The sequence below is a fragment of the Caproicibacterium sp. XB2 genome (genome assembly GCF_044880635.1).
Taxonomy (GTDB): Bacteria; Bacillota; Clostridia; order Oscillospirales; family Acutalibacteraceae; genus Caproicibacterium; species Caproicibacterium lactatifermentans.
In genome coordinates this window covers 383,710-406,278 of the sequence record NZ_CP173227.1, presented here as the reverse complement: position 1 = coordinate 406,278, position 22,569 = coordinate 383,710, and the positions used below count along the sequence as shown (strand labels likewise).

Sequence of the window (22,569 nt, the reverse complement as noted above, 5' to 3'; positions counted from 1 at the left end):
AAAAAGGCCGCCGCAAGTCAGGCCCTTTTCAGGTCCCTGCTGTACAGCAGTCTTTACATTCCAGAGAAAAGCGAATCATTTGGATATGCCGTAACGCTTTTTGAACATATCGACACGGCCGCTGCTGTCCACCAGCTTCTGTTTGCCAGTGAAGAACGGATGGCACTTTGAGCAAATTTCAACGCGGATATTCTCTTTTGTGGAACGCGTATGGATCACATTGCCGCAGGCACATGTGATGGTAGTGTCCTTATACTGAGGATGGATACCTTTTTTCATGGAGTTGTCACCTCTTTCAGCAAAAGCTGTAGCATCGGCCCGATGCCCAAAAAGGCGCAGACAGGCCCTAAACATCTGCATTTTACCACAAGTACGGGCAAATTGCAAGTTTTTTATGCGGATCAAACCGCTTTGTTCAGCTGCCGGAACTCTGGCGTTCCACATAAACCGCGTACTCTTCCAGGCACAAACCCAGCCGACGCATATTCTTGGCATTGCGGGTACCTACATAGCGAAAATGGCTCGGGTCGTCCTTGAGGCCAGTGCGGCCCTCTTTGCTGTCGGTATAGTGGCGCACAAAGCCGTACTCCACGCAGTGGTTCAAAAGCCAGTGATAACCGTCACTGGAAAGGAACGTCTGGTCTGACGGAAACGTTACAGCCATACCGGTCTGGTTCTCGCTGCACCCGCCCGGCGGCACCAGCGCCGCGGCATCGCTTTCCGCAATGGCACATGTCTTGCCCTGCTGCATCAGCGTTTTAATTTTTGCCTGATACTGGCTTTCCTGCATCTTTGCATCAACATATCCCTGCTTGACGGACAACGTATAGCCGGCTGCCTTTGCATCGTCCAGCATTTTCTGCAGAGAAGGCACAATGCGCTGGTCCACCTGCACATTCCCAAAACTTACTAGCTGCGGTGAAAAGCTGCTGCTGATTTTCCGGTCCTGCGAAACAACAGTCAGTGCCCAGCTGTCGTCCGGTTCTGACAGCACTTCCGTACTTTGTGCGGCCAGCGCCGCGGCCGAGCCAGCAGAAGATGACTGCCCGTTTGTTTTTGGCATATAATATTTCCAGACAAGAACGCCCAGCAGAACAGCCAGCACCAGAATGGCTGCCAATACCACCCGCATCCAGTTTTTTAAGTGCCGGACACCTGCGACACTGCCGCGTGGGCTGTCTTCGTCCAGAATTTGTTCCTGACGGGATTTACGCATATTCGTTCTCCTTTCCCGGTTTAGTTCTGCACCTCCGGTTGGGTTTTTACCTGCTTTTTCAGTCGTGAAACCGGTCATTTCTTTATTTTAAGCCTACAGGCAATACTTTGCAAGCAGTTTTCTTGACACACTCCGTGGAATGCTGTTGCATTTTAAAGATAAATACTGTAATATTAATGGTGGTAAAATAAAAATGTTATTTTGGAATACAAATCTTACTTTTTTTCACCGCTGAAACGATACTGCGCTTCAGCGGTTCCTGTTTTGCCGATACTTTGTAGAAATCGAGGTCATTTGTTTATGCGTAAAACAAAAATCATCTGTACGCTTGGACCTGCCACGGACGATAAGAAAGTGCTGCGTGAGCTGATGCTTTCCGGCATGGATGTGGCGCGCATCAATTTTTCCCACGGCACCCATGAGGAGCAGCTTGTTCGCATCAATGCCGTGAAAGAACTCCGCCAGGAACTGGATTTGCCGGTAGCACTGCTGCTGGACACCAAGGGACCGGAAATCCGCACACGCGAATTTGAAAAGCCGGTGAACCTAGTGGATGGACAGCCCTATACATTAACGACTCGGGACATCACGGGTGATGACAAACAGTGTGCAATCACGTTTGCCAACCTGCCTAAAGAGGTGACTCCCGGTACAAAAATTTTGATTGATGACGGCCTCATTGAACTTCGCGTTGACAAAACAAATGATACAGACATTCTGTGTACAGTGATGAACGGCGGTCCCATCACCAAACATAAAGGCATTAACATCCCGGGCTCCACCCTGTCCCTGCCGTTTTTGAGTGAACAGGACAAGTCCGATATTGCCTTTGGTGTGGAACAGGACTTTGACATTATTGCCGCTTCCTTTTCCCGCAGCGCGGATGATATTCTTTCCCTGCGCAGTGAACTGGAAAAGAACGGCAACCACGACATCCAAATTATCAGCAAAATTGAAAGCACGGGCGGTGTGAAAAACATCGACGAAATTATCCGTGTATCCGACGGCATCATGGTTGCCCGCGGCGACCTTGGTGTTGAAGTCCCTATGGAAGAAGTTCCGATTCTGCAGAAAAAGATTATCACCAAAGTACACGTTGCCGGAAAGGTTGCCGTTACCGCTACCCAAATGCTGGATTCTATGATTCAGCACCCGCGTCCCACCCGTGCAGAAACAACGGATGTAGCAAATGCTGTATTCGACGGTACCAGTGCCATTATGCTTTCCGGTGAAACGGCTGCCGGCAAATATCCGGTGGAAGCCGTGCGCACCATGGCGTGCATTGCGGAACATACGGAACGGAACATCGACTACATTAGCCGATTCCGCAGCGCGGACTGGACGGAGAAAAAGGACGTCACTTCTGCCATTTCTCACGCAACCTGCACTACTGCACACGACCTGGGCGCCGTTGCCATTATGACTGTCACACAGTCCGGCCATACCGCGCGCACCATTTCCAAATATCGTCCAGCCTGTCCCATTATCAGCGGCACGACCAACCGCAAGGTTTGGTACCAGATGAATCTGTCCTGGGGCGTTATTCCGCTGATGGTGGAAGAAAAGGACAACACCGATGAACTTTTCGAGCACGTTGTCAATGTTGCCCGTGACCACGGATTGGTACAGAATGGTGACCTGACTGTCATTACAGCCGGCGTTCCCCTCGGCGTTTCTGGCACGACCAACCTGCTGAAAGTACAGCTGGTCGGTGATGTCTTGGTAACCGGCGACGGAATTTCCCTCGGCAGCGTATGCAGTAACCTGTGTGTCTGCAGAAATATCGATGACCTGCACCAGAACTTCCAGACAAATGATATTATCGTAATTCCAAGCACCAATAATTCCATGATGCCGTATATGCGCAAAGCTTCCGGTATCATCACCGAGGAAAAGGGCCTGAACTCTCATGCAGCCATTGTAGGCCTGTCCCTCAATAAGCCGGTCATTGTCGGCGCGCGGAACGCTACCAAAATTCTGCGCAGCGGCGTAACCATTACGCTGGATTCCGACCGCGGCATTGTATATGCCGGTGTAGCCGTCAACGAAAACGCATAATATTTCTTGAAACATATCAAAAACAGCCTCTGTGGGTCAAAACCTACAGAGGCTGTTTTTAATACGCCTGTCTGTCAGTTGACACCGCGGAAGCCTTTCCCAATAATCTCACTGCTGTTGGTAATCATAATGAACGCACCCGGCTGGTTTTCACGGATAAAGCGGCGCAGACGCACCGCCTGACTGCGCCGCATAACTGTCAGAATGATTTTTTTTTGATTATGCAGGTAACTGCCCTCCGCACTGAAAACAGTGGCACTGCGTTTCAGTTGCTCGTGGATAAAGTCACAGATAGGAGTCGGGTTATCACAGACAACCGTAAAGTATTTGCACAGGTTCATGTTTTCAATCACGCCGTCAATCACCAGCGTTTTGCTGAGCAAACCGGCAAAGGAGAACAGGCCTGTCTTTGGTCCATACACCAAAAATGCCGCCACCGTGATGAACACATCCACCAGCATTAGGGTAACGCCAATATTCAGGCTGGTATATTTTTTAAGAATCATCGCCAAAATATCCGTTCCGCCGCCAGAAGCGTCCATATCAAACAGAATCGCCGAACCCAATGAGGGCAGAAACACCGCAAACATAAATTCCAGCACCGGTTCATCTGTAAGCGGCCGTATCATAGGATATACTTTTTCCAGCACGCTCAGCCCAACGGACATCAGTACACTGACGTACACGGTTTTAATGCCAAAGTTCTTTCCTAAGAACAGAAAGCCTGCCCCCAACAATACCATGTTGATAATAAAGGTATAACTGGAGGCACTCAATTTCATAAAGCCGCTTAACAGCACTGCTATGCCAGTCACGCCGCCAAAACAAAAATGGTTTGGAAATTTAAAGAAATAGATGCCCACGACCATAATCAGCGTAGCCACAGTCAGCCGTGTGTACTCCCCTGCCACAGAGAAAACCTTTTGTTTCATACTTTTCTTCACCCTCCGGAATCTTTCAAGCATTCGGGGGCCTATTGCTGCCGCCCGAAAGAATAGTATAGCCGATTCCGTACAAAAAGCAAATAATTATTCCCCGTTTTGTCATAAAAGAATCGAAAACGGGGCTGCCACTTTCCGAAAAAAGCAGCAGCCCTGCGAAAAATATTTTTATGTTTTACAGCACTTTATTCAAAAAATCCTGCAGACGGGGGGATTTTGGGTGTCCAAAAAAAGTGTCCGGGTCGGCCTCTTCCAGCACCTTGCCGCCATCCACAAACAGGACACGGTTCGCCACTTCACGGGCAAAAGCCATTTCGTGGGTAACAACTACCATGGTCATGCCCTCTTCGGCCAGCTCCTTCATAACCTGCAGCACCTCGCCGACCATTTCCGGGTCCAGCGCACTGGTAGGTTCATCAAAAAGCATCACGTCCGGTTCCATTGCCAGCGCACGAACGATTGCGATACGCTGCTTCTGTCCGCCGGAAAGCTGGCTTGGATAAGCGTCCGCCTTGCTTTCCAGATTTACGCGCTTTAAAAGTTCCAGTGCACGCTCGTTGGCTTCTTCCTGGGACTTCAGCTTCAGGGTAACCGGTGCCAGCGTGATATTCTGCTGTACCGTCAGATGCGGAAATAGGTTAAAATGCTGAAACACCATGCCGATTTTACGGCGCAGGCCATCCACATCAAAACCGGGCACATTGATTTGCTGTCCTTCAAACCAGATTTCGCCGCTGGTCGGCTGCTCCAGCAGATTCAGACAGCGCAGGAAGGTACTTTTTCCGGAGCCAGACGGCCCAACAATAACGACCTTCTCGCCTTTTTCAATTTCCTGGTCGATGCCCTTCAGCACTTCTACGGTACCATTCAACGTATGAAAACTTTTATATAGGTTTTTAACGGTAATCACTTCTGCGCATCCTCCTTTCGGCCTTGGACAGCAGCGCACTCAGCGCAATGACAATCACCAGATACACAGCGGCGGTGGCTAACAGAGGCAGATACGGCTGATAAGTAATGCTGCGGATAACATCGCCGCCCTTTGTCAGGTCCTGAATGCCGATGTAGCCGGCAACGGAAGTTTCCTTCAACAGGGAAATAAACTCGTTGCCGATAGCCGGCAGCACATTTTTCACTGCCTGCGGGAAAACAATCTTCACCATAGTTGTACGCTGTGACAGGCCAAGAGAACGGCCCGCTTCGGTCTGCCCACGGTCTACAGACATGATGCCGCTGCGGATAACTTCCGCCACATAGGCCCCGGAATTAATGCCAAAAGCAAGAATTGCCGTACCAATATCATTGATGGCAGTCCCTACAATAATAATATAGTACATAATCATCAGCTGTACAAGCACAGGTGTACCGCGGATAACGGTAAGGTACACCGAGCAGATAGCGTTCGGGACACGCATCTTTTTGGGGTCGTTCTGATGGGCGGTTTTAACCAGTGCCACCAGTGTACCCAGCACCACACCGATGAGTACCGCAAATACGGTAATCAATAGGGTATTTCCGAGGCCCGTTACAATGTACATATAGCGGTTTTCTTTAATGAGACATTCATAAATCTGGTCTTTCAGTACAGAAAAGAAAGACATGGATACTGCCGGAAACGTAAAATTCATGGTCGCCCTCCCTATGAAAAGAAAAGCGGCAGGGAGTGCATATCCCCCTCCCTACCGCTTTCTGTTTCAGTCAGTTTTTCAATCGCTTTCCAGAGCCGACTTATATTTGTTGATGATTTTGTCCAGTTCGCCGTTGGACTTCATATCCTTCAGGACACCATTGATGGTACTGACAAGCTGGGTGTTGCCTTTCTTTACGGCAATGGCATAATGCTCCACCGTCAGCGCATCCGAAAGCTTCTGTACCTGATTGGCGTTCTTCGCAACAAATTTCTGTGCCGAATAGTCGTCAATGACGACCGCATCAATACGCTTGGAAATAAGGTCCGAAATGGCGTCCGCGCCCTTATTGTAGCGCTTCGGAGGTGTATCTTTATAATTTTTGGTGCAGTAGTCGTCGCCCGTTGTGCCCTGCTGTACACCAATCTTTTTGCCCTTTAAGTCCGCCTTGCCCTTAATGGTGCTGCCCTTCGCAACAATAATTGCCTGTGCCGCATCAAAGTATGAATCCGAGAAGTCCATGTTCTTTTTACGGTCATCCGTAATCGTCATGCCTGCCGCGACGAAGTCGCACTTGCCAGCGGTCAACTCTGCCGGCAGCGAATCGAACGCAACATCACGCACCTGCAGCGTCTTACCAAGCTTTGCAGCAACCTTATTGGCAATATCTACATCGATACCGACAATTTTGCCGTTTGCCTTGTACTCAAATGGTTCAAACTCGGCGTTGGTGGACATGGTCACATTCCCGCCGGCTGTGCTGGCCGCCGCTGTACCGGTTGTACCGCTGGCCGTGCCGGACGAGGTGTCAAAGGATGCACATGCTGCCATAGGGACCAGCATGGATACCGCTAACGTTGCTGCCAAAAACATTTTTACCTTTTTCATAAGTTCTCTCTCCTTTACCATTCGGCCAATCCTCATGCAGTCGCCGGTATTTCTTTTTTGAAAGTGGCTTTATTGTAATACTTCAATATGCAGAAGTCAAGTATTAAACGAATATTTTTTCACTTTTATCGCAATATGTCAGGATAATACACGGATATGCATTTATTTATGCATATATATGTGCATATTTTTACGAAAGCACATTGCTTTCCCCCGGTGCAGACCGCGGTAAATGCTGTCTTAGGCGGTGTGTCGGTACTTTGGCCGCCGCCCGGTGGTTTTCCGGTCCCCTGTCTGCTCCTGATAAAGATGCACAGCCTCCTGCAAAACGTCTGCACCCATAGTTTCCCCGCACGAATCCGCCCCTCTAGGCCAGCCGTTCTGCCATAAACGTGTACTTCGGGCATCTGGCCCGCTAAAAGCCCTTTCATGACATTTTCCCCATCCCTTTTTATTTAAAATCTATTGTATGTGGTAAATCATGGAAATACAAATCCTCTGTTGAAAGGCATTCATGTTGACACCCGCATGAAGCCGGTGTAAAGTGGCTGCAAAAGGAGCTGTTAAAAATGGATTCTATTTTTATGCGCACTAGTATCCGAAACTATCAGGTCAAACCGGTGGAACCGGAAAAACTGGAGCAGCTTTTAAAAGCTGGTATGGCGGCACCCTCTGCATGCAACCAGCAGCCATGGGAATTTTATGTAGTGCAGGACACCGTCACCCTGCGGAAGCTGTCCGAATGCAGTCCCTACTCCGCCTGTGCGGCACACGCCCCCGCCGCACTTGTACTTTGCATCCGCCGAGAAGGGCTTGTTTATGCAGAAGACGCTCCACTGGATATGAGCGCCTGCTGTGAAAATATCTTGCTGGAGGCGGCACAGCTTGGCCTTGGTGCTGTCTGGCTGGGCGTTTACCCGCAGCGGGACCGGATGCTTTCCGTAGCGAATGCCCTGCATCTTCCGGATACGCTGGAATCCTTTGCCATCGTGCCGGTGGGATATCCAACGGCGACCGCGGTGCAACAGGACCGTTTTGACCGTACCCGGATACACATTGTTTGACTGAAACATATAAGAGCAGCCGAAGGGAGGCCAGCAGATATGCAGTCAAGCACTGCTCTTTTTCATTTGTTTTTCACCTATGAATCAGACCTGCCGGCAGGCTGTGGTTTTGCCCATTTCGGGTCGGCACATCTTTTGTGGCTGGGAATACTGGCAGCCGGCGGTGCCTTGTTTGAACACTGCTTTTCCCACCGGAACAGCCATTGGCGGACAATCGTTTCCCGCATCCTTGGTGCCGCGCTGGTACTTCTCATTGCTTTGCGTCTGCTGATTTTACAGCGAATCGGTCACCTGACTGTTTATGAGCTGCCGCTGCATTTGTGCAGTTTAGCGGGTATTTTATGTCTGCTGCACGCCTGTACCAGCTGGGATTGGCTGGGTCAGACTTTGTATGCGCTGTGTCTTCCGGGAACGCTTGCCGCACTGCTGCTGCCCAACTGGAATAGATATCCACCTCTTTCCTTTATCAGTATCCAAAGTTTTCTGTTTCACGGTTTGATTGTCCTATATGTACTGTGCCAGCTGCGTCAAGGAACCATTCACCCACAGCTTCAATATTTCTGGAAACCGCTTGTTTTTCTCATCATTCTTGTTCCGCCCATGTACCTGTTTAACCAGCATTTCGGGGCAAACTATCTTTTTATCAATGTACCGGAACCGGGAACACCTTTGGAATGGCTGGCTGGTTTTCTCGGAAATCCGGGTTATCTATTCGGCTATGCTGTACTGGTTCTGTTGGTAATGCGAATCATGTACCTGCTTCCGGCCGGACATAAAGAGAGTGCCCCTGGCTGATTGGGGAGCCAGAGGCACACTACGCAAAAATACGCAGCAAAAAAAGAGAAGCTTTGTATGTAGAAAAAACTTGTAAGCAAAATCAAAAGAGGCGCTGTGCTCATAATGAGTACAGCGCCTTCGCCGCAATATTAAATTATCGCTGGTATAGAAGGCAGGCAAAGCTTTATCAATCGTTCTTTCAGAACTTACAGAAGGTTTTCATCATAGTGGGCGCGCACGCCGCCGACAAACTTCGGCCGAGTACGTGCACACAGCAGTACCGCCTCACCGATATGGTCCATAGAAAGGCGCACCGGAACGGCCACTTCTTTTAAATGCATACCAATCAGCGTACCGCCGATATCCATGCCGCAGTCCGCACGCACATGTTCCACCGCAACCGGGTCGCTGAACCGCGCATAGGCTGTGGTGCCAAAAGAACCGCCGGCTTTGGGCTGCGGCACTACATTGACCTGTTCATATCCGAATTTTTCCGCAGCCTCGCGCTCAATAATCAGCGCACGGTTCAAATGCTCACAGCACTGCGCCGCCAGGAACAGGCCGCGCTTTTTTACCTGCTCATAAATGCCGTCAAAAAGCGCGGCAGCGGTTTCCACATTGCTGTCCGTGCCAATGCGATGCCCGCCGACTTCGCTGGAAGAGCAGCCTACGACCATCAGCTGTCCGGGGCGGACTTTTGCCTTATCCAGCAGCTCACCCGCGGCTTTCCCCGCCAGTGCACGCAAATCTTCCAAATTTTCGACCATAAAAGAACACCCTCCCTGCAGCTGTTACGGAATCAATTTTATGTTTTTATGAATACAGTATAGCACAAAGTACACCAAAGCGCACCCCTTTTCCTGTATTTTCACCGGCTGAGCATACGCCTGCCCAGCTGGGGCGCACAAAAAGACAGTTCTTTCTCTCTGCTTGCGGCCATTGAACTTTCTGCCCCGGATATGCTATAATAGGGGACGATTTTATGCTTTTCGATTTTTTGGACAGGAGAGTTAAATTTTGAACAAATACAAAAGGCTGTTGTCTAATACCCTGATTTTTGCGATTGGTACTTTCAGTTCTAAAATTCTTACCATACTAATGACGCGCTTCACGACCAGCGCGCTGGGCAGTGATTTTAACGCAGCCAGCAATATGCAGGATATCGGCAACGTGCTGATTCCTTTGTTTTCCCTGCAGATTGTCGATGGCGTTACCCGCTTTGGTCTGGACCGTCGATACAACAAAAAAGATGTTTTTACCGTTAGCCTGATTGTCACCTGTCTGGGCTCTCTGGTCCTGCTGTTTCTGTCACCGTTTCTGGAAAACATCTCCTGGTTAAGCTTTATGAAGGGGCGCAGTACGCTGGTGGCCGTTTTTGTGTTCACCTCTTCCCTGCGCAATATGTGCAGCCAGTTTGTACGGGCCCGAAATATGGTAAAGCTGTACGCGTTTGAGGGCATCTTTACGACCTTCACCACGGTTCTGTTCACACTGCTATTCCTGTATCCGCTGAAAATGGGCATTACCGGATTCATTCTGGGGATTATCATTCCGGACCTCATCGGCGCACTGCTCCTGTTCTGGGTTGCAGGGCTAGGAAAGTTTGTCCGCTTTAAGGGACTAAACCGTCTGACCGCTGCCCAAATGCTGAAATATTCCGCCCCGCTAATTCCCAACAAAGTCGCTTTTTGGCTGACAAACAGTTCCGACCGTATTATGGTTGGTCATTATCTGGACAAAGTAACTGCCAGTGCCTTTACCGGTGCCTACAAAATTCCAAACCTCATTTCCCTAGTCGTCAGCGTTTTCCTGGATGCCTGGCAGATGTCCTCTATTACAGAGGAAAAGGGCCGTGCGCGGTTCTTTACACAGGTGTTTCACGCGATGTCGGCCATTGTATTTGTCGGCAGTGCACTGGTCATTCTGCTGTGCCGGCCGCTTATGTCACTGCTGACGGCGCGCGGTTTCCACCAAGGCTGGGTATATATCCCCATTCTGGTGCTGTCTACGGCATTTTCCTGTCTCGCCAGTTTTCTCGGCACTGTTTATATGGTGGAAAAACGCAGCGTGAACAATATGATTACCACCATCATTGCGGCTGTCATCAACATTGTGTTAAACTTAATGCTGATTCCGCCCTATGGACCGCAGGGTGCCGCCATGGCTACGCTGGCCGCTTATGTGATTATGTTCCTAATACGTACAATTGATACCCGCCGCTTCATTCGTATTCATTTCAGTCCGCTGCGCCTGCTGGCAGAAAGCGCCCTGCTCGGTGCGGAAGCCCTGCTGATGATTCAAAGCGTCCGGCACAGCATCCTCTGGTGCAGCCTTCTCACACTGGTCATGCTGATTATCAACTACCGTCCGCTGGTGCAGTCGATGTGCAAAGTCCTTCCGGAAAAAGTAACGGACAAACTGCCGAACTGGGTTCTGTGCCGCAAAACACCGGCACGGCATTTGGCTGAGCCGAATACCAAAGCTCCGGCCGTACAGCGGAACTCCCACAGCCGCCGGGCCTTTGCACAGGATGAAGAATATGCTCGCAGCAGAACGGAAAAACGTCCCTCCCCACCAGCAGACCGTGACGGCTCCGTTCATGGGTCTTCCAAAAATATAATAGATGGTTTTGATTATGAAGCATATCTGCGTGATGAAGTAGAGAAAGAGGAAAAAGAGTTCTCCCACGACCGCTACCGTCACTGATACGCCGCTTGGACCACAACAAAATCAGAAGCCGTTAGCTGCAGAATATCTGCGGCCAACGGCTTTTTTTGCATAGAATAGATAAGAAAAGGGGCGGCTCAAAAGCCGTCCCCGGGAAATGAACTTATTTAGTTTCCGTCTTCTACACTGATTTCATCAAAGCGGTTTGTCAGGTCACGAACGTCCAGCACCTTCTTGTCCTCACCGGCGGCGTCCAGCATAATATGGCCGCGGTGCATCATCAGCAGCCGGTCACCGTAGGCCACCGCAAACTTCAGATTATGGGTAACCATCAGCATCGTCACATGCTTTTCTTTTGCCACACGCTGTGTCAGTTCCATCACATTTTCACTGGAATGCGGGTCCAGCGCCGCCGTATGTTCGTCCAGAATCAGCAGGTTGATTGGCGACATCGTCGCAATCAGCATTGCCAGCGCCTGCCGCTGCCCACCGGAAAGGCTGCCGACCTGCACACCCAGTTTATCTTCCAGTCCCATATGCAGCAGGGAAAGCTCCTCCCGATAATGCTGTGTCCTGCGGCGGTTGACACCCCGCTGCAGCAGAAACGAGCTGCCTTTGTTGTCCGCAAGAGCCATATTCTCCAGCACCGTCAATGAGGGGCAGGTCCCCATGGAAGGGTCCTGAAATACACGCCCGATAAATCGGGAACGCTCATATTCTTTCATCTTCGTAACCTGCCGGTCCCCCACATAAATCTCGCCGGAACCCAGCGGCAGGCTGCCGCACAGCAGGTTTAAAATTGTTGTCTTGCCGGAGCCGTTGCTGCCAACCACTGCCACAAAGCTTCCCTCTGCAATTTGCAGGTTAAAATCCTGAAACAGCACCACTTCATTGACAGAACCGGGATTGAAGGTTTTATAAATGTGCTCCATACGCACCAGCGGCTTTGCTTCAGGTGCGGTCAATTGTGACATAATGCTTCCCCCTCCCGGACGCAAATCGGCTTGCAACCAGTGCGATAACAAAGATAATGGACATCAGCATCTTGAGCCAGTTGGTATCCAGCCCCAGCTGCATGGCGACCGTCAGGCAGGCTCGGTACAAAATCATGCCGATAACGGCCATCATGGTCGGCCGCATCCGCTTCACACGGCTAAACAGCGATACGCCGATAATGACCGCCGCCAGCGACATAACCACCATGCCGGTGCCGGAAGTAACATCCGCGCTCTCCTTTTGCTGTGCCAGTACACAGCCGGAAAGGGCGGTCAGGCCGTTGCCTAAAATCAGACCCAAAATTTTCATGCGACCCGGGTCCTTGCCCAGCGAAACAACAAACTGAGAATTGCTGCCCGCTGCCCGCAGGAGCAGTCCGGAACGCGTTTTCAGGTAAATGTCGACGACCCATTTGACAACCATACATACGAGGAACGCCATGATGACCCAGCCCCATTGTCCAAGGGCATCATGCAGGGCACCACCCAGTCCGCTGCTGAAAATAGTTGGTGCATCAAAGAAGGAAAGTACTGCTTTTTTCCCTGTAATGGCCATATTGACGCTGTACAGCGCGGTCATTACCAGAATACCGGAAAGCAGGTCTGTAATATGCAGCCGTACATGCAGCAGTCCCGTCACAGCACCTGCGGCGGCACCCACCCCAAAACAGATAAGGCAGGCAAGCCATGGATTAACGCCGGCAGTAATTAGAGCAGCGGCACTGCACGCACCCAGCGGAAACGAGCCATCCACCGTCAGGTCCGGAAAATCCAGCACCTTATAGGTAATGTACACCCCTACCGCCATAATGCCATAAATAAAACCCTCACGCAGCACCACCTGCAAAAGGCCTAGAAAGATGTCCAAAGTTCAAGTCCCCCTCTATTCTTGTCAAAGCGGCCGGAAAAATCTGTCTCAGGCCGACTTCGTTGTCGTCGTTTTGGCAGCATCTTTGTATGCGGCAGGTACAGTCAGCTTCAGCTTTGTCAGCACATCGGTATTATAAATTGGTGTGCCGGTCTGTGTGGTGTACACCTTTGTATCCTGCGGCTTCGCTTCCCCCTTCAGAATTTTGCCGGCAATTTTGCCGGTTTCTTCGCCCAGCGCTGTAAAGTCAATACTGACCGAGCCGAGGCAGCCGCCGCGCACCTGTTCCTCTTCAGAGCCAAACACCGGAATGCCCGCCTTATTGGCCGCCTGCAGCTCACTCTTCATGTTATTGACGACATTGTTGTCCGTAAAGTTATTAAAGCAGTCCACACCTTTGGCGACCAATACCTGTGCGCCGGATGCCACTTCGCTGTCGTTGGTGACGCCCTGACCGACAACCTCAAAGTTGTATTTCGGGGCAATTTTTTTCAGGCGTTCCAGTGTGGAAACGGAGTTCGGCTCACTGGTCGTGTAAAGGACGCCAATTTTCTTTGCTTTCGGCAGGAACGCACGAATCATTTTAACCTGTGCCTCCAGCGGAAGCTGGTCGCTGCTGCCGGTCGCCACACTGCCGGGATGGTCCAAGCTCTTCACCAATTTGGCCGATACCGGATCGCTGACCGCGGTGAACACCACCGGAATATCGTTGCTCTTTGCCGCCGAATAGGCACTCATGGCCGCCGGTGTTGCAATCGCCCCGAGCAAATCGTATTTTTTGTTTGCCATTGTCTGCGCCTGTGTGTCCGCCGTTGCCGTTTCGGCCTGTGCGTTCTGGAAATCAATGGTCAGATTTTTGTCTTTCACAAAACCTTCGTCCTGCAATCCCTTTAAAAATCCCTTATAGCAGTTGTCCAGTGAAGGAACCGTGGTGAACTGAATAACACCAATTTTTTTGCTGCCCTCTGCCGTACCGGCAGAACCGGATATACCAGAAGTACCGCTTCCTCCGCAGGCTGTACAGGCCAGTGCCATGGCACCTGCAAGAGCTGCCGCCAGAAAACGTTTCCCATACTTTTTCATCATAAATGCCTCCCTATTCTCTCTTTTGTGAAAATGACTGCGGAAAATGTACGGACAGATAAATAAAAAAGCTCCTGCCCCTGCTGTAAAAACAGGGACAAGAGCTGATAAATGACAAACTCCTGCGGTACCACCCGGATTGGCGCTGCCTCGCGGCCGCGCCCGCTTTGCCGCACACAATATGTATGTGCGCTTTCCTTGTAACGGGGAAAGGTTCCGTCGCCCCTACTGGGCCCAAGGCCGTTCGGTTTGCCCTCAAAAGTCCATTCCGCCCGCTGTGACCATACCACGCTCTCAGCTCTGCGCAGTTCTCTGTAATGGCACCTGCCGGCGTACTCGTCTTTCTCTTAGGTTTCATCTATTTCATTTTGATTAGATTTATCATAGAACAGTCCGGCATATTTGTCAAGCATCAATTTCAACACAGCAGCGCTTTTTAGTGGAAAATCCTTTGTGTTCCGCTTGAAATTTGACATTTTGCACGATATGGTATATAATATATAAAATATTTTTGTATTATTTTATAGAGGAGAGGTGTGTCTTTATGCAAAACATCATTACCATTTCTCGCCAATACGGCAGCGGTGGCCGGCAAATCGGCCAGGAACTCGCCAAACGGCTGCAGGTTCCCTATTATGACAAGCAGCTGGTGGCACTTGCCGCCAAACGAAGCGGTATCAGCGAAACATTTTTTCATTCCGCGGACGAACGGCACGCCAGCAGTCTGCTGTATTCGCTGGTCATGGGCAATTACTGTTTCGGAATGCCCAGTGTAACCACCAACCTGCCGCTTAACGACCAGCTCTTCCTTTTGCAGGAACAAATTATCAAAGAGGCTGCACAAAAAGGTCCCTGTGTCATTGTCGGCCGCTGTGCGGATTACATTCTGCGTAGTCACCCGCATGTGTTCCGCGTATTTTTGCACGCTGACCGTGATTTCCGTATTCAGCACGCAATTAATGACTATGGAATCAGCCCCCAAAAAGCGCCGGAAACCATTGATAAAATAGACAAAGAGCGCGCCGCCTACTGTAATTTTTACACAAGCCAGCGCTGGGGCAATGCCGCGAACTATGACCTATGCCTCAATACCACCCATATTGGTTTGGAAGGTGCGGTACAGCTGATTATCGACGCCAGCAATATGAATCAGGACTAACGAGGCTTTCGCTTCATGGCCCGCACCGCGGTTTTCTGCTCCGGCGTTGCCCGACGGGACTCGATTATTTTTTGTAATGCCTGATTATAAACCGCATCGCTTAAATGACTGTGCCGCAGATATTCTCCAGTTATCTCCGGACAGTGTACATAAAAAACCGACACCGCCCACGCTGCCGCCATACCAGCATAATATGCTGTGCTGCGCATGTTGTCCAACAGCTGAAGCGCCTTTCCGGCGTATTCCGGTGCGGCAAAATGGTCCAGCAGCATGACGGCACCAAAGCGGGCAAAATATTCCCGCTCACTCCGTACATAAGGTGTTACGAACCGCCACATCTGCTGCGGGTACCGGTTCGCAACTTTCAGCCCAACACAGAAGCTGTCGCATATTGACCAGTTGTCGATTTTTGGAAGGAACTGCTGAATCCACGGTATGGCCTCCTCCGGCGTTTTCGCCGCACGGCCAATGACCATTCCCTGCAGCATGATTTCTTCAAACCACCGGTCCGGGCAGGTTTGCAGGAACGCCTGCCAATCCCCTTTCGATATTTTTCCGGCCATCTGCCGCAGCTTTGGAAGGCGGACACCCAGCATCCCTTCGGCCGCAGCCTGCGGCAGCAGCCGGCTGGAAAAGTCTCGATACTTTGGCTCCGCCATACACTGCAGTTCCTCTTCTATTTCCGGTATGGTCATAAGGACTGCGCCTCTTTCTTTTCCATTTGCAGCAAGAAGGCCTTCGCGTCAAGGCCGGCACCAAAACCGGTCAGGCTGCCGTTCTGCCCAATCACACGGTGACACGGCACCACAATCAGCAACGGGTTGCGGTGACAGGCCATTCCCACCGCCCGACAAGCACGTGGTTGGCCGACCGCCTGTGCCACCTGTCCATAAGTCCGTGTTTCACCATATGGAATTTTCCGCAGAGCTTCCCACACGTCCCGCTGGAACGCCGTTCCCTCGGGGGAAAGAGGCAAAGAAAACATCTTTCGTCTGCCCGCGAAGTAGTCCGCTATCTGCCCCGCTGCCGTTTGCAGCAGGGGCGTTTCTTTTTGTGTGCAGCCATTCGGAAGTATATTCGTTAGGGATACCCCGCACAGACCCGCATCATTTGCCGTCAGCAGCAGTGGGCCAATGGGACTTTTACAAAAAGCAGACGTATACAAAATGCGCTTCCCCCTTCTTTTAAAAAGCAAAAAGCCGCAGCCCGACAGTACCGGCCACGGCAGCAAAACCGATTGCTTGTTTAATCTTTTTTGTGCTGATAGCAATGTATGGAAATAACAATGGAAATGACATTTGCGAGGATAGTCGCCGCAAAAATAATCCCAAAAACGAGATTTGTCAAAGACGGCTTCGCGAGGGACTGTTTTTCCGCCATATAGAAAAAGAAACCCAAAGCGCCAAAGATAACAAAGAAAATAATCATAAAGAGCATCCGGCCTTTTTCCACACCCATAGAAATCAGCATGGGTGTCTGGATTGCCAGCAGGACCAGTGCCATACAAATACTGGCCAATACGGTTATTCCAAAATCTTCAAACGCATTGCTGTGGGTAACGATGCTTTTAACAGCAGTGACAGTCGCTGAAAACGCCGCGGCAATGCCGACACCGCAGTATCCCATAACATACTTGCTTAAAACAACATCTCTGGGTGAATAGGGCATCATACGCACCAATGTGTCCCATTTGGAACGTTCATCATAAGCCATGGCACTAATCGGCAGCATGGCCGCATACAGAATGGCAAAAACCGTCATGGTGACATTGGGAATCAGCGAGAAAAACAAAATGAGTATCAGAAAAACTTTCATCTGTTTTGTAATAACATACCAATCTTTCAGCATTAGCGCGCTCATATCCGGTGCTCCTTTCTTCCCAGAAAAACAATAATGTCTTCGATACTGATGTGCTCTGCCTTGACACCGGCGGGCAAACGGTCCCGCAGGACCATTGCTTCCACACCGTAGTCACTGATGCGCACACCGCCCTGAACCGCACCTGCCGGAAGGTGCTCCAGCTCTTCCCGCGTACCATTTACCAAACCGTAGGTTTCCAGCAGACGGTCCTTCTCCTCGCAGAACAGCAGCTTTCCCTGATGCAAAAAAGCAATGTAATCACATAGTTTTTCCAAGTCACTGACAATGTGGGAGGACATCAGAATCGAATGATCCTTGCTGCGGGTAAAGTCATTAAAAATATCCAGAATTTCATCACGGGCAATCGGGTCCAGTCCGCCGGTCGCCTCATCCAGCACCAGCAGCTTTGGGTGATGGGACAGCGCCACGGCAATGGCGAGCTTCATCTTCATGCCGCGCGAAAAATCCTTAAACTGCTTTTTGTCTGGCAAATTGAATTTTTTTAGGTATGTGCTGTACTGCGCTTCGTCCCAATGGGCAAACGTGCGCTTCATCACCTGATTCACCTGCCGTGCGTTCAGCACTTCCGGAAAATTCGCTTCATCCATCACCACACCAATATCCTGCTTAACCGCATAAAACTGAGGTGTACGGTTGTCTACGCCCAGCACGGTTACCTCTCCGCTATCCCGCGGTATCGTATTCATCAATAGGCGAATGGTGGTACTTTTTCCGGCGCCGTTTTCACCAATCAGTCCCAGAATGCTGCCGGACGGCAGACTGAAGCTGACATTGTCCAGCGCAAAGTCCGCATAGTTTTTGGTAAGGCCATGTAGTTTCAAAGCGTCCATTGTCTGTTTACTCCTTTTTCAGTGTCTGATAAATTTCCAGCAGTTCGCTGTCGCTCAGTCCGCATTCCCGGGCAAGCGCTTGTGTCCGCAGCAGCAGCGCGTAAAGCTGCTCCAGCTTTTCCTTTGGCGGCGGCTGCGGCAGCGTTTTTTTTGCGACGAAGCAGCCTTTTCCCGCCACTGTGTATAGGAACCCCTCCCGCTCCAGCTCCTCATAGGCATGCTTGGTGGTAATTACACTAATGCGCAGGTCCTTTGCCAGCGAACGAATAGAGGGCAGCATTTCATTGGGGTGCAGGCTGCCGGAACGTATCTGTCTCTTGATTTGAATACATATCTGACTGTAAATAGGCCGATTTCCTGTGCGATCCACCCATAGTTTCAAGTGCGCCCCCCCTGTTCATATCTGTATATGCACAGTATACACAGTCCAGCATTAGCTGTCAAGCGAACTTCACAGAAAAGTACCATTTTCTTTTCTGCCCTTCTATGCTATACTGTGAAAGCAAAACAATGCAGAAGGAGTGAAAAGCATGAAATGGGGCAAAAAAAGTCAAGAGGACCCCTCTATGAATGATACACAATACATTCCCACCCATTCCCGCGGCACTAGAAGTCAACACAGCGATGGAAACGGGCAGAACTATCCGCCCTATCCGGAAGACGACCGAAACTACGATGACCGCACTTATCCGGACGACCGAAGCTACGATGACCATGCTTATCCGGACGACCGAAGCTACGACGACCGTGCTTATCCGGACGACCGAAGCTACGACGACCGCGCTTATCCGGACGACCGAAGCTACGATGACCGCGCTTATCCGCAGGACAGCGATGATGGTTACGATAACTATTATGAGGACCAGCGTCAGCCAGTCGCCGATCCCGGCAGAGGAAACCGGCCTATGTGGCTGATTGGTGTGATTGTCGCTGTGATTGTGGTTGCATTGCTGTTCGCTGTTCTGGGACATTCCTGCGGTGCGTCCGGTACAGCATCTTCCGAAACGTCCTCTGCCAGTGTATCTTCCGCTGTCAGCGATAACGCAGACAGCATCGCTGACCAGGACAACGGTGGTCAGCAGGCCGACAACAATACCGGCACTGCCAGCCGCCGCCGAGCCAGCGAAGACAAAACGAACGGCGGTCAAAATAATACCGGAAATACTCAAAATAACAACGGCGGCACCTCAGCCAGCCGCTCCTCTCGCCACAGCAGCACCACACAGGGCGGTTCTTCCTCTAAAAAACAGCCTTCGGTGGAAAGCAGCAAAGCACCAGAAAGCACTGTTTCGGAAAAACCTGAAAGTCAAACATCTGAAGCTCCCGCTTCCAGCACAGAACCGGAGCAGCCTTCCCAAACTGCTTCCGCTACAGGCGGGAATACACAGAATGCCAATCATGCAGACAACGATACCAACTGAGCAGGAAAATCCGAAACAAAGAAACGAAACCGTATGAAAAAACGCGCTGCCAAAAAGCAGCGCGTTTTCTTTATATCTTGAGGTAATCAATAATTTTACGTTTGTAGTCAAGAAAGGTATTGCTCAGCAGGAACTCCCGTGTGCGTGGGCGCGGAACCGTAATTGGCATTTCCGCGATAATATGCCCCGGCCTTCCAGACAGAATATAGACACGGTCAGAAAGCAAAATGGCCTCATCTATATCGTGCGTAATGAACAGCGTGGAAAGCTCTATCTTCTGCATGACATTCAAGTACCATGTGTGCATGGCATCCTTTGTGATGGTATCCAACGCTGAAAAGGGCTCGTCCAGCAAAGCGACGCCTTCACTGCCCAGATAGGTGCGCAGCAGGGCGGCACGCTGACGCATACCACCAGAAAGCTGTGCCGGCCACTTTTTTTGTGTGCCCTCCAGCCCAAATTCCGCAAAATACGCACCTGCCTTTTGGCGGGCTTCTTTTTTAGGCATTCCGTGCAGGATAAGTGGCAGCGCCGTATTGTCCACCACTGTATGGTACGGCAGCAGCAGATCTTTCTGCAGCATATAAGAAACATGGCCGGCGTAACCGGTGATTTCCTTTCCTTTCAGGAATACATGGCCGCAGTCGGGCAGCATCAGTCCGGAAATGATATTAAACAGTGTCGTTTTCCCGGCACCGCTAACACCCAGCAGGCTGACAATTTCCTGGTCCCGCAGCTCGATACTTACGTCTTCCAAAATTTTAGTGCCGTCATAGCTTTTGGAAATGCCTTTTGCGGTCAGTTTTGTTTCCATAAGGCCGCTCCTTACTTACCGAGGTAATCATTTGAGAAACCGGTATTTGCCGGAATTTCCTTACTGATAAGTTTGTTCTGATACAGCCACTTATAGAAAGCATTCCAGCGGGAAGGTGTAATATAGCCCCACTGGCTGGCATCTGCCTGGTACTGATTTTTCAGCCATTCCTGGCTCTTATAAATCAGCTTTTCATTGCTCTTTAGGTCCGGCACCTGCTGAATAAGAATCTTTGCGGCGGCATCCGGGTCTTTAATGGCGTATTCATAGCCTTTCTTGCAGGCGGCCATAAACTTTTTGGCGGTTTCCGGCTCTTTTTTCAGGAAAGCGTTGTTGGCAATAATGACTGGTGTGTAGCAGTCTAATACGGGGTCAATATCTTTGAAGGCAAAGAAGTTCAGCTTAACGCCTTTTACTTCACCGGCAATGCCATCCCAGCCATAATAAATCCACGCTGTGTCGGCATTGGTCTGAATCTGCACGATAGAGTTGTCACCGGAAGGAACCATTTTCACTTTGGAATAATCGCCACCGTCTTTGTTGACGATGTACTTAACCATGCCTTTTTCCACCGGTGTATCCCACGTTGCGTAGGAATGGTTTGTCATATCTTTCGGGCGGGTGATATTTTTGCTCTTGACGGACGCAATACCGGAAGTATTATGCTGAATAATCGCCGCTACGGCGGTAATCGGCAGTGGGGTTGCAGAGGTCAGTGCGGAAGCCATATCCGTGTCCTGGAAACCAACACCAAACTGTGCGTTACCGGAACCAACCAATGCTGCGGTGCCGGACTCCGGCGGCTGTTCAATTTCCACGTCTAGGCCCGCATCTTTAAAATAACCCAGAGCCTGCGCCACATAAATGCCTGTATGGTCTGTATTCGGGGTATAGTCCAAAACGAATTTGATTTTCTCCAGCTTGCCGTCGGCCGCGGAAGAGGCAGCCGTACCGGAAGCTGTACCGGATGCAGCCGAGGATGCCGCACCGCCCGCGCAGGCAGTCATCGAAACAGCCATGGCGGCTGCCAATACACCGGCAATCAGGGATTTTCCAAACTTTTTCATATTTTCAGGAACTCCTTTTAGAACTCTATTGATGGAACGAATCGGAATCTGCTTCAGGCAGACTTTTCTTTCCGGCGTTTGCGGTCCCACGGCATGCACAGCCGCTGTACCACATCTACCAGTTTCATTAAAATTAGACTGATAATGGATACGAGGAAGATAACCGCAAACATGCGGTCGTAGGCATAGCTCTTTCGTACGCGCGTCATATATACGCCAAGGCCGGAGTTGCCGCCCAGCCACTCTGCCACAACCGCACCAATCACCGAATAGGAAACGCTGATGCGCAGGCCAGAAAAGAAGTTGTTAAGGGAACTTGGAATTTTTACATGGCAGAAAATCTGCCATCGGCTGCTGCCCATGGTACGCATCAGGTTAATCACGTCTGGGTCGGCACTATCAAATCCATTGAGCAGACCAACCGCAATGGGAAAGTAACAGGAAATGACAACCAGAACAATTTTCGGCGTCATATCATAACCGAGCCACAGCACCAGCAGCGGTGCAATAGCCACCGTCGGCACCGTTTGGGTTAAAATCAAAATTGGGTACAGGCTTTTCTTCACCAAGCGAAAACGGTCCATTAAAAAAGCTGAAAGAAATGCCAAAATTACCGCAATCAGCATGCCCCAAAATGTTTCCTGCAAAGACGTGGAGGCATTGTACATCAAAGACGAAAAGTCATCAATGAATGCCTGCACAACCTGCACCGGACTTGGCAGCATAAAGTTCGGCACAACATTAAAGGAAACAACCGACTGCCATACAATCAAAATGATAACGATGAGAAAAATTGGGGAGAGCTTATCTGTGATACTTTGTAACTTTCTGCGCAATCGTCAGGACCCCTCCCTGCGGCTTGTAGCTGATTTTTACGTAGGAAGCAACCTGCGGACAGCCCGCCTTAACGGCAATGTACTGGCACTGTTTCACAATCTCCATCAGCTGCTCATAGTCGCCTTCCATTGTGGTTTCAAACGGGCCAACATAATAATTAACGCCGGTGCTCTTAATATAAGCAATCACTTCGTCAACAATGCGGACAACCTCTTCGTCGGTACCGACCTGTGGCAGCACCTGAATGGCAACACTTGCGGGGAATTCTTCTTTCATTTTACAATCTCCTTCGTTTTTTGCAGAAATCTGCTGTAAAGAATAATAGGAAAAGTGATACCGGCCGAATAGGCAGCAAAAAGCCGCCTATACCCGGAA

25 protein-coding genes are annotated in these 22,569 nt (G+C 50.4%); 6 read left to right on the top strand and 19 right to left on the bottom strand.

The features are described 5' to 3' along the window. Positions 1–75 precede the first annotated feature (75 nt). Both rpmE and ACIHKT_RS01875 read right to left on the bottom strand, forming a co-directional pair. The gene (rpmE, locus tag ACIHKT_RS01880) at positions 76–279 is read right to left on the bottom strand and encodes a 50S ribosomal protein L31 (protein ID WP_086035232.1); all 204 of its coding nucleotides are present in this window, start codon (positions 277–279) and stop codon (positions 76–78) included. Positions 280–415: 136 nt separating this feature from the next. Next, positions 416–1,216: a M15 family metallopeptidase gene (locus tag ACIHKT_RS01875; protein WP_157658892.1), complete on the bottom strand. Its 801-nt coding sequence runs from the start codon at positions 1,214–1,216 to the stop codon at positions 416–418. Positions 1,217–1,516: 300 nt separating this feature from the next. Here ACIHKT_RS01875 and pyk point away from each other — a divergent pair, with 300 nt between their 5' ends. Beyond that, complete coding sequence (gene pyk, locus ACIHKT_RS01870; protein WP_404352645.1) at positions 1,517–3,274, top strand: pyruvate kinase; 1,758 nt, start codon at positions 1,517–1,519, stop codon at positions 3,272–3,274. A gap of 74 nt (positions 3,275–3,348) precedes the next feature. On the opposite strand, the gene ACIHKT_RS01865 is transcribed toward pyk, so the two are convergent. The 4 genes from ACIHKT_RS01865 to ACIHKT_RS01850 form a co-directional block, all read right to left on the bottom strand. Further along, positions 3,349–4,206 (bottom strand): YitT family protein, encoded by an 858-nt coding sequence (locus ACIHKT_RS01865; RefSeq protein WP_086035229.1) that lies wholly within the window; start codon positions 4,204–4,206, stop codon positions 3,349–3,351. A gap of 184 nt (positions 4,207–4,390) precedes the next feature. After that, complete coding sequence (locus tag ACIHKT_RS01860; protein ID WP_086035228.1) at positions 4,391–5,125, bottom strand: amino acid ABC transporter ATP-binding protein; 735 nt, start codon at positions 5,123–5,125, stop codon at positions 4,391–4,393. Continuing rightward, a complete protein-coding gene (locus ACIHKT_RS01855; RefSeq protein ID WP_338031370.1) occupies positions 5,112–5,816 on the bottom strand; it encodes an amino acid ABC transporter permease in 705 nt (234 codons plus the stop codon). Before ACIHKT_RS01855 ends, ACIHKT_RS01860 begins: the two co-directional genes overlap by 14 nt. 105 nt (positions 5,817–5,921) lie before the next feature. After that, entirely contained in the window at positions 5,922–6,731 is an 810-nt protein-coding gene (locus tag ACIHKT_RS01850; protein WP_086035226.1) for a basic amino acid ABC transporter substrate-binding protein, read from the bottom strand. 569 nt (positions 6,732–7,300) lie between these two features. Between ACIHKT_RS01850 and ACIHKT_RS01845 the strand changes: the two genes are divergently transcribed. Beyond that, entirely contained in the window at positions 7,301–7,795 is a 495-nt protein-coding gene (locus ACIHKT_RS01845) for a nitroreductase family protein (RefSeq protein ID WP_174403124.1), read from the top strand. A 39-nt stretch (positions 7,796–7,834) separates the two neighbouring features. Further along, the gene (locus ACIHKT_RS01840; RefSeq protein WP_086035224.1) at positions 7,835–8,590 is read left to right on the top strand and encodes a YwaF family protein; all 756 of its coding nucleotides are present in this window, start codon (positions 7,835–7,837) and stop codon (positions 8,588–8,590) included. Between the two features lie 188 nt (positions 8,591–8,778). Here the strand turns inward: ACIHKT_RS01840 and ACIHKT_RS01835 are convergent, their stop codons facing one another. Further along, positions 8,779–9,339 carry a TIGR01440 family protein gene (locus tag ACIHKT_RS01835; protein WP_086035223.1) on the bottom strand — a complete coding sequence of 187 codons (561 nt, stop codon included), beginning with the start codon at positions 9,337–9,339 and terminating at the stop codon, positions 8,779–8,781. 250 nt (positions 9,340–9,589) lie between these two features. Between ACIHKT_RS01835 and ACIHKT_RS01830 the strand changes: the two genes are divergently transcribed. Then, positions 9,590–11,278 carry a lipopolysaccharide biosynthesis protein gene (locus ACIHKT_RS01830; protein ID WP_086035222.1) on the top strand — a complete coding sequence of 563 codons (1,689 nt, stop codon included), beginning with the start codon at positions 9,590–9,592 and terminating at the stop codon, positions 11,276–11,278. 128 nt (positions 11,279–11,406) lie between these two features. Here ACIHKT_RS01830 and ACIHKT_RS01825 read toward each other — a convergent pair whose 3' ends face one another. Genes ACIHKT_RS01825 through ACIHKT_RS01815 form a run of 3 tightly spaced genes read right to left on the bottom strand, consistent with a single transcriptional unit; the run spans position 11,407 to position 14,188 of the window. Next, entirely contained in the window at positions 11,407–12,180 is a 774-nt protein-coding gene (locus tag ACIHKT_RS01825; RefSeq protein WP_174193706.1) for an ABC transporter ATP-binding protein, read from the bottom strand. Between the two features lie 10 nt (positions 12,181–12,190). Then, on the bottom strand, positions 12,191–13,102 hold the full coding sequence (locus tag ACIHKT_RS01820) for an ABC transporter permease (protein WP_086035221.1): 912 nt from the start codon (positions 13,100–13,102) through the stop codon (positions 12,191–12,193). A gap of 48 nt (positions 13,103–13,150) precedes the next feature. Further along, positions 13,151–14,188 carry an ABC transporter substrate-binding protein gene (locus tag ACIHKT_RS01815; protein ID WP_404352641.1) on the bottom strand — a complete coding sequence of 346 codons (1,038 nt, stop codon included), beginning with the start codon at positions 14,186–14,188 and terminating at the stop codon, positions 13,151–13,153. Positions 14,189–14,729: 541 nt separating this feature from the next. Between ACIHKT_RS01815 and ACIHKT_RS01810 the strand changes: the two genes are divergently transcribed. Next, positions 14,730–15,344, top strand: a complete 615-nt coding sequence (locus ACIHKT_RS01810; protein ID WP_086035218.1) for an AAA family ATPase — start codon at positions 14,730–14,732, stop codon at positions 15,342–15,344. On the opposite strand, the gene ACIHKT_RS01805 is transcribed toward ACIHKT_RS01810, so the two are convergent. The 5 genes from ACIHKT_RS01805 to ACIHKT_RS01785 all read right to left on the bottom strand — a co-directional run bounded on the left by ACIHKT_RS01805 (position 15,341) and on the right by ACIHKT_RS01785 (position 18,437). Then, entirely contained in the window at positions 15,341–16,039 is a 699-nt protein-coding gene (locus ACIHKT_RS01805) for a DNA alkylation repair protein (RefSeq protein ID WP_086035217.1), read from the bottom strand. The genes ACIHKT_RS01810 and ACIHKT_RS01805 overlap by 4 nt on opposite strands. Further along, positions 16,036–16,509, bottom strand: coding sequence for a methylated-DNA--[protein]-cysteine S-methyltransferase (locus tag ACIHKT_RS01800; RefSeq protein WP_338031345.1), 474 nt, complete (start codon positions 16,507–16,509; stop codon positions 16,036–16,038). The genes ACIHKT_RS01805 and ACIHKT_RS01800 overlap by 4 nt, the downstream gene beginning before the upstream one ends. A gap of 80 nt (positions 16,510–16,589) precedes the next feature. After that, entirely contained in the window at positions 16,590–17,204 is a 615-nt protein-coding gene (locus ACIHKT_RS01795; protein WP_086035216.1) for an ABC-2 transporter permease, read from the bottom strand. After that, the gene (locus ACIHKT_RS01790) at positions 17,201–18,055 is read right to left on the bottom strand and encodes an ABC transporter ATP-binding protein (RefSeq protein WP_086035215.1); all 855 of its coding nucleotides are present in this window, start codon (positions 18,053–18,055) and stop codon (positions 17,201–17,203) included. Before ACIHKT_RS01790 ends, ACIHKT_RS01795 begins: the two co-directional genes overlap by 4 nt. 7 nt (positions 18,056–18,062) lie before the next feature. Then, positions 18,063–18,437, bottom strand: a complete 375-nt coding sequence (locus tag ACIHKT_RS01785; RefSeq protein WP_086035214.1) for a GntR family transcriptional regulator — start codon at positions 18,435–18,437, stop codon at positions 18,063–18,065. A 148-nt stretch (positions 18,438–18,585) separates the two neighbouring features. Here ACIHKT_RS01785 and ACIHKT_RS01780 point away from each other — a divergent pair, with 148 nt between their 5' ends. Further along, positions 18,586–19,476, top strand: a complete 891-nt coding sequence (locus ACIHKT_RS01780; RefSeq protein ID WP_086035213.1) for a hypothetical protein — start codon at positions 18,586–18,588, stop codon at positions 19,474–19,476. Between the two features lie 70 nt (positions 19,477–19,546). On the opposite strand, the gene ACIHKT_RS01775 is transcribed toward ACIHKT_RS01780, so the two are convergent. Genes ACIHKT_RS01775 through ACIHKT_RS01760 form a run of 4 tightly spaced genes read right to left on the bottom strand, consistent with a single transcriptional unit; the run spans position 19,547 to position 22,470 of the window. Next, the gene (locus ACIHKT_RS01775) at positions 19,547–20,290 is read right to left on the bottom strand and encodes an ABC transporter ATP-binding protein (protein WP_086035212.1); all 744 of its coding nucleotides are present in this window, start codon (positions 20,288–20,290) and stop codon (positions 19,547–19,549) included. Between the two features lie 11 nt (positions 20,291–20,301). Continuing rightward, the gene (locus tag ACIHKT_RS01770) at positions 20,302–21,357 is read right to left on the bottom strand and encodes an ABC transporter substrate-binding protein (protein ID WP_086035211.1); all 1,056 of its coding nucleotides are present in this window, start codon (positions 21,355–21,357) and stop codon (positions 20,302–20,304) included. Positions 21,358–21,410: 53 nt separating this feature from the next. Further along, positions 21,411–22,193, bottom strand: coding sequence for an ABC transporter permease (locus tag ACIHKT_RS01765; protein ID WP_086035210.1), 783 nt, complete (start codon positions 22,191–22,193; stop codon positions 21,411–21,413). Then, positions 22,162–22,470, bottom strand: coding sequence for an MTH1187 family thiamine-binding protein (locus ACIHKT_RS01760; RefSeq protein WP_086035209.1), 309 nt, complete (start codon positions 22,468–22,470; stop codon positions 22,162–22,164). The genes ACIHKT_RS01765 and ACIHKT_RS01760 overlap by 32 nt, the downstream gene beginning before the upstream one ends. Positions 22,471–22,569: the final 99 nt, after the last annotated feature.

What these genes read in the sequence shown, in the direction of transcription:
- ACIHKT_RS01815 (WP_404352641.1), bottom strand. Translation starts at nt 14,188, where the DNA reads ATGATGAAAAAGTATGGGAAACGTTTTCTGGCGGCAGCTCTTGCAGGT.
- ACIHKT_RS01865 (WP_086035229.1), bottom strand. Translation starts at nt 4,206, where the DNA reads ATGAAACAAAAGGTTTTCTCTGTGGCAGGGGAGTACACACGGCTGACT.
- ACIHKT_RS01780 (WP_086035213.1), top strand. Translation starts at nt 18,586, where the DNA reads ATGAAATGGGGCAAAAAAAGTCAAGAGGACCCCTCTATGAATGATACA.
- ACIHKT_RS01835 (WP_086035223.1), bottom strand. Translation starts at nt 9,339, where the DNA reads ATGGTCGAAAATTTGGAAGATTTGCGTGCACTGGCGGGGAAAGCCGCG.
- ACIHKT_RS01805 (WP_086035217.1), bottom strand. Translation starts at nt 16,039, where the DNA reads ATGACCATACCGGAAATAGAAGAGGAACTGCAGTGTATGGCGGAGCCA.
- ACIHKT_RS01795 (WP_086035216.1), bottom strand. Translation starts at nt 17,204, where the DNA reads ATGAGCGCGCTAATGCTGAAAGATTGGTATGTTATTACAAAACAGATG.
- ACIHKT_RS01845 (WP_174403124.1), top strand. Translation starts at nt 7,301, where the DNA reads ATGGATTCTATTTTTATGCGCACTAGTATCCGAAACTATCAGGTCAAA.
- ACIHKT_RS01760 (WP_086035209.1), bottom strand. Translation starts at nt 22,470, where the DNA reads ATGAAAGAAGAATTCCCCGCAAGTGTTGCCATTCAGGTGCTGCCACAG.
- ACIHKT_RS01840 (WP_086035224.1), top strand. Translation starts at nt 7,835, where the DNA reads ATGCAGTCAAGCACTGCTCTTTTTCATTTGTTTTTCACCTATGAATCA.
- ACIHKT_RS01875 (WP_157658892.1), bottom strand. Translation starts at nt 1,216, where the DNA reads ATGCGTAAATCCCGTCAGGAACAAATTCTGGACGAAGACAGCCCACGC.
- ACIHKT_RS01810 (WP_086035218.1), top strand. Translation starts at nt 14,730, where the DNA reads ATGCAAAACATCATTACCATTTCTCGCCAATACGGCAGCGGTGGCCGG.
- ACIHKT_RS01775 (WP_086035212.1), bottom strand. Translation starts at nt 20,290, where the DNA reads ATGGAAACAAAACTGACCGCAAAAGGCATTTCCAAAAGCTATGACGGC.
- ACIHKT_RS01850 (WP_086035226.1), bottom strand. Translation starts at nt 6,731, where the DNA reads ATGAAAAAGGTAAAAATGTTTTTGGCAGCAACGTTAGCGGTATCCATG.
- ACIHKT_RS01770 (WP_086035211.1), bottom strand. Translation starts at nt 21,357, where the DNA reads ATGAAAAAGTTTGGAAAATCCCTGATTGCCGGTGTATTGGCAGCCGCC.
- ACIHKT_RS01855 (WP_338031370.1), bottom strand. Translation starts at nt 5,816, where the DNA reads ATGTCTTTCTTTTCTGTACTGAAAGACCAGATTTATGAATGTCTCATT.
- pyk (WP_404352645.1), top strand. Translation starts at nt 1,517, where the DNA reads ATGCGTAAAACAAAAATCATCTGTACGCTTGGACCTGCCACGGACGAT.
- rpmE (WP_086035232.1), bottom strand. Translation starts at nt 279, where the DNA reads ATGAAAAAAGGTATCCATCCTCAGTATAAGGACACTACCATCACATGT.
- ACIHKT_RS01790 (WP_086035215.1), bottom strand. Translation starts at nt 18,055, where the DNA reads ATGGACGCTTTGAAACTACATGGCCTTACCAAAAACTATGCGGACTTT.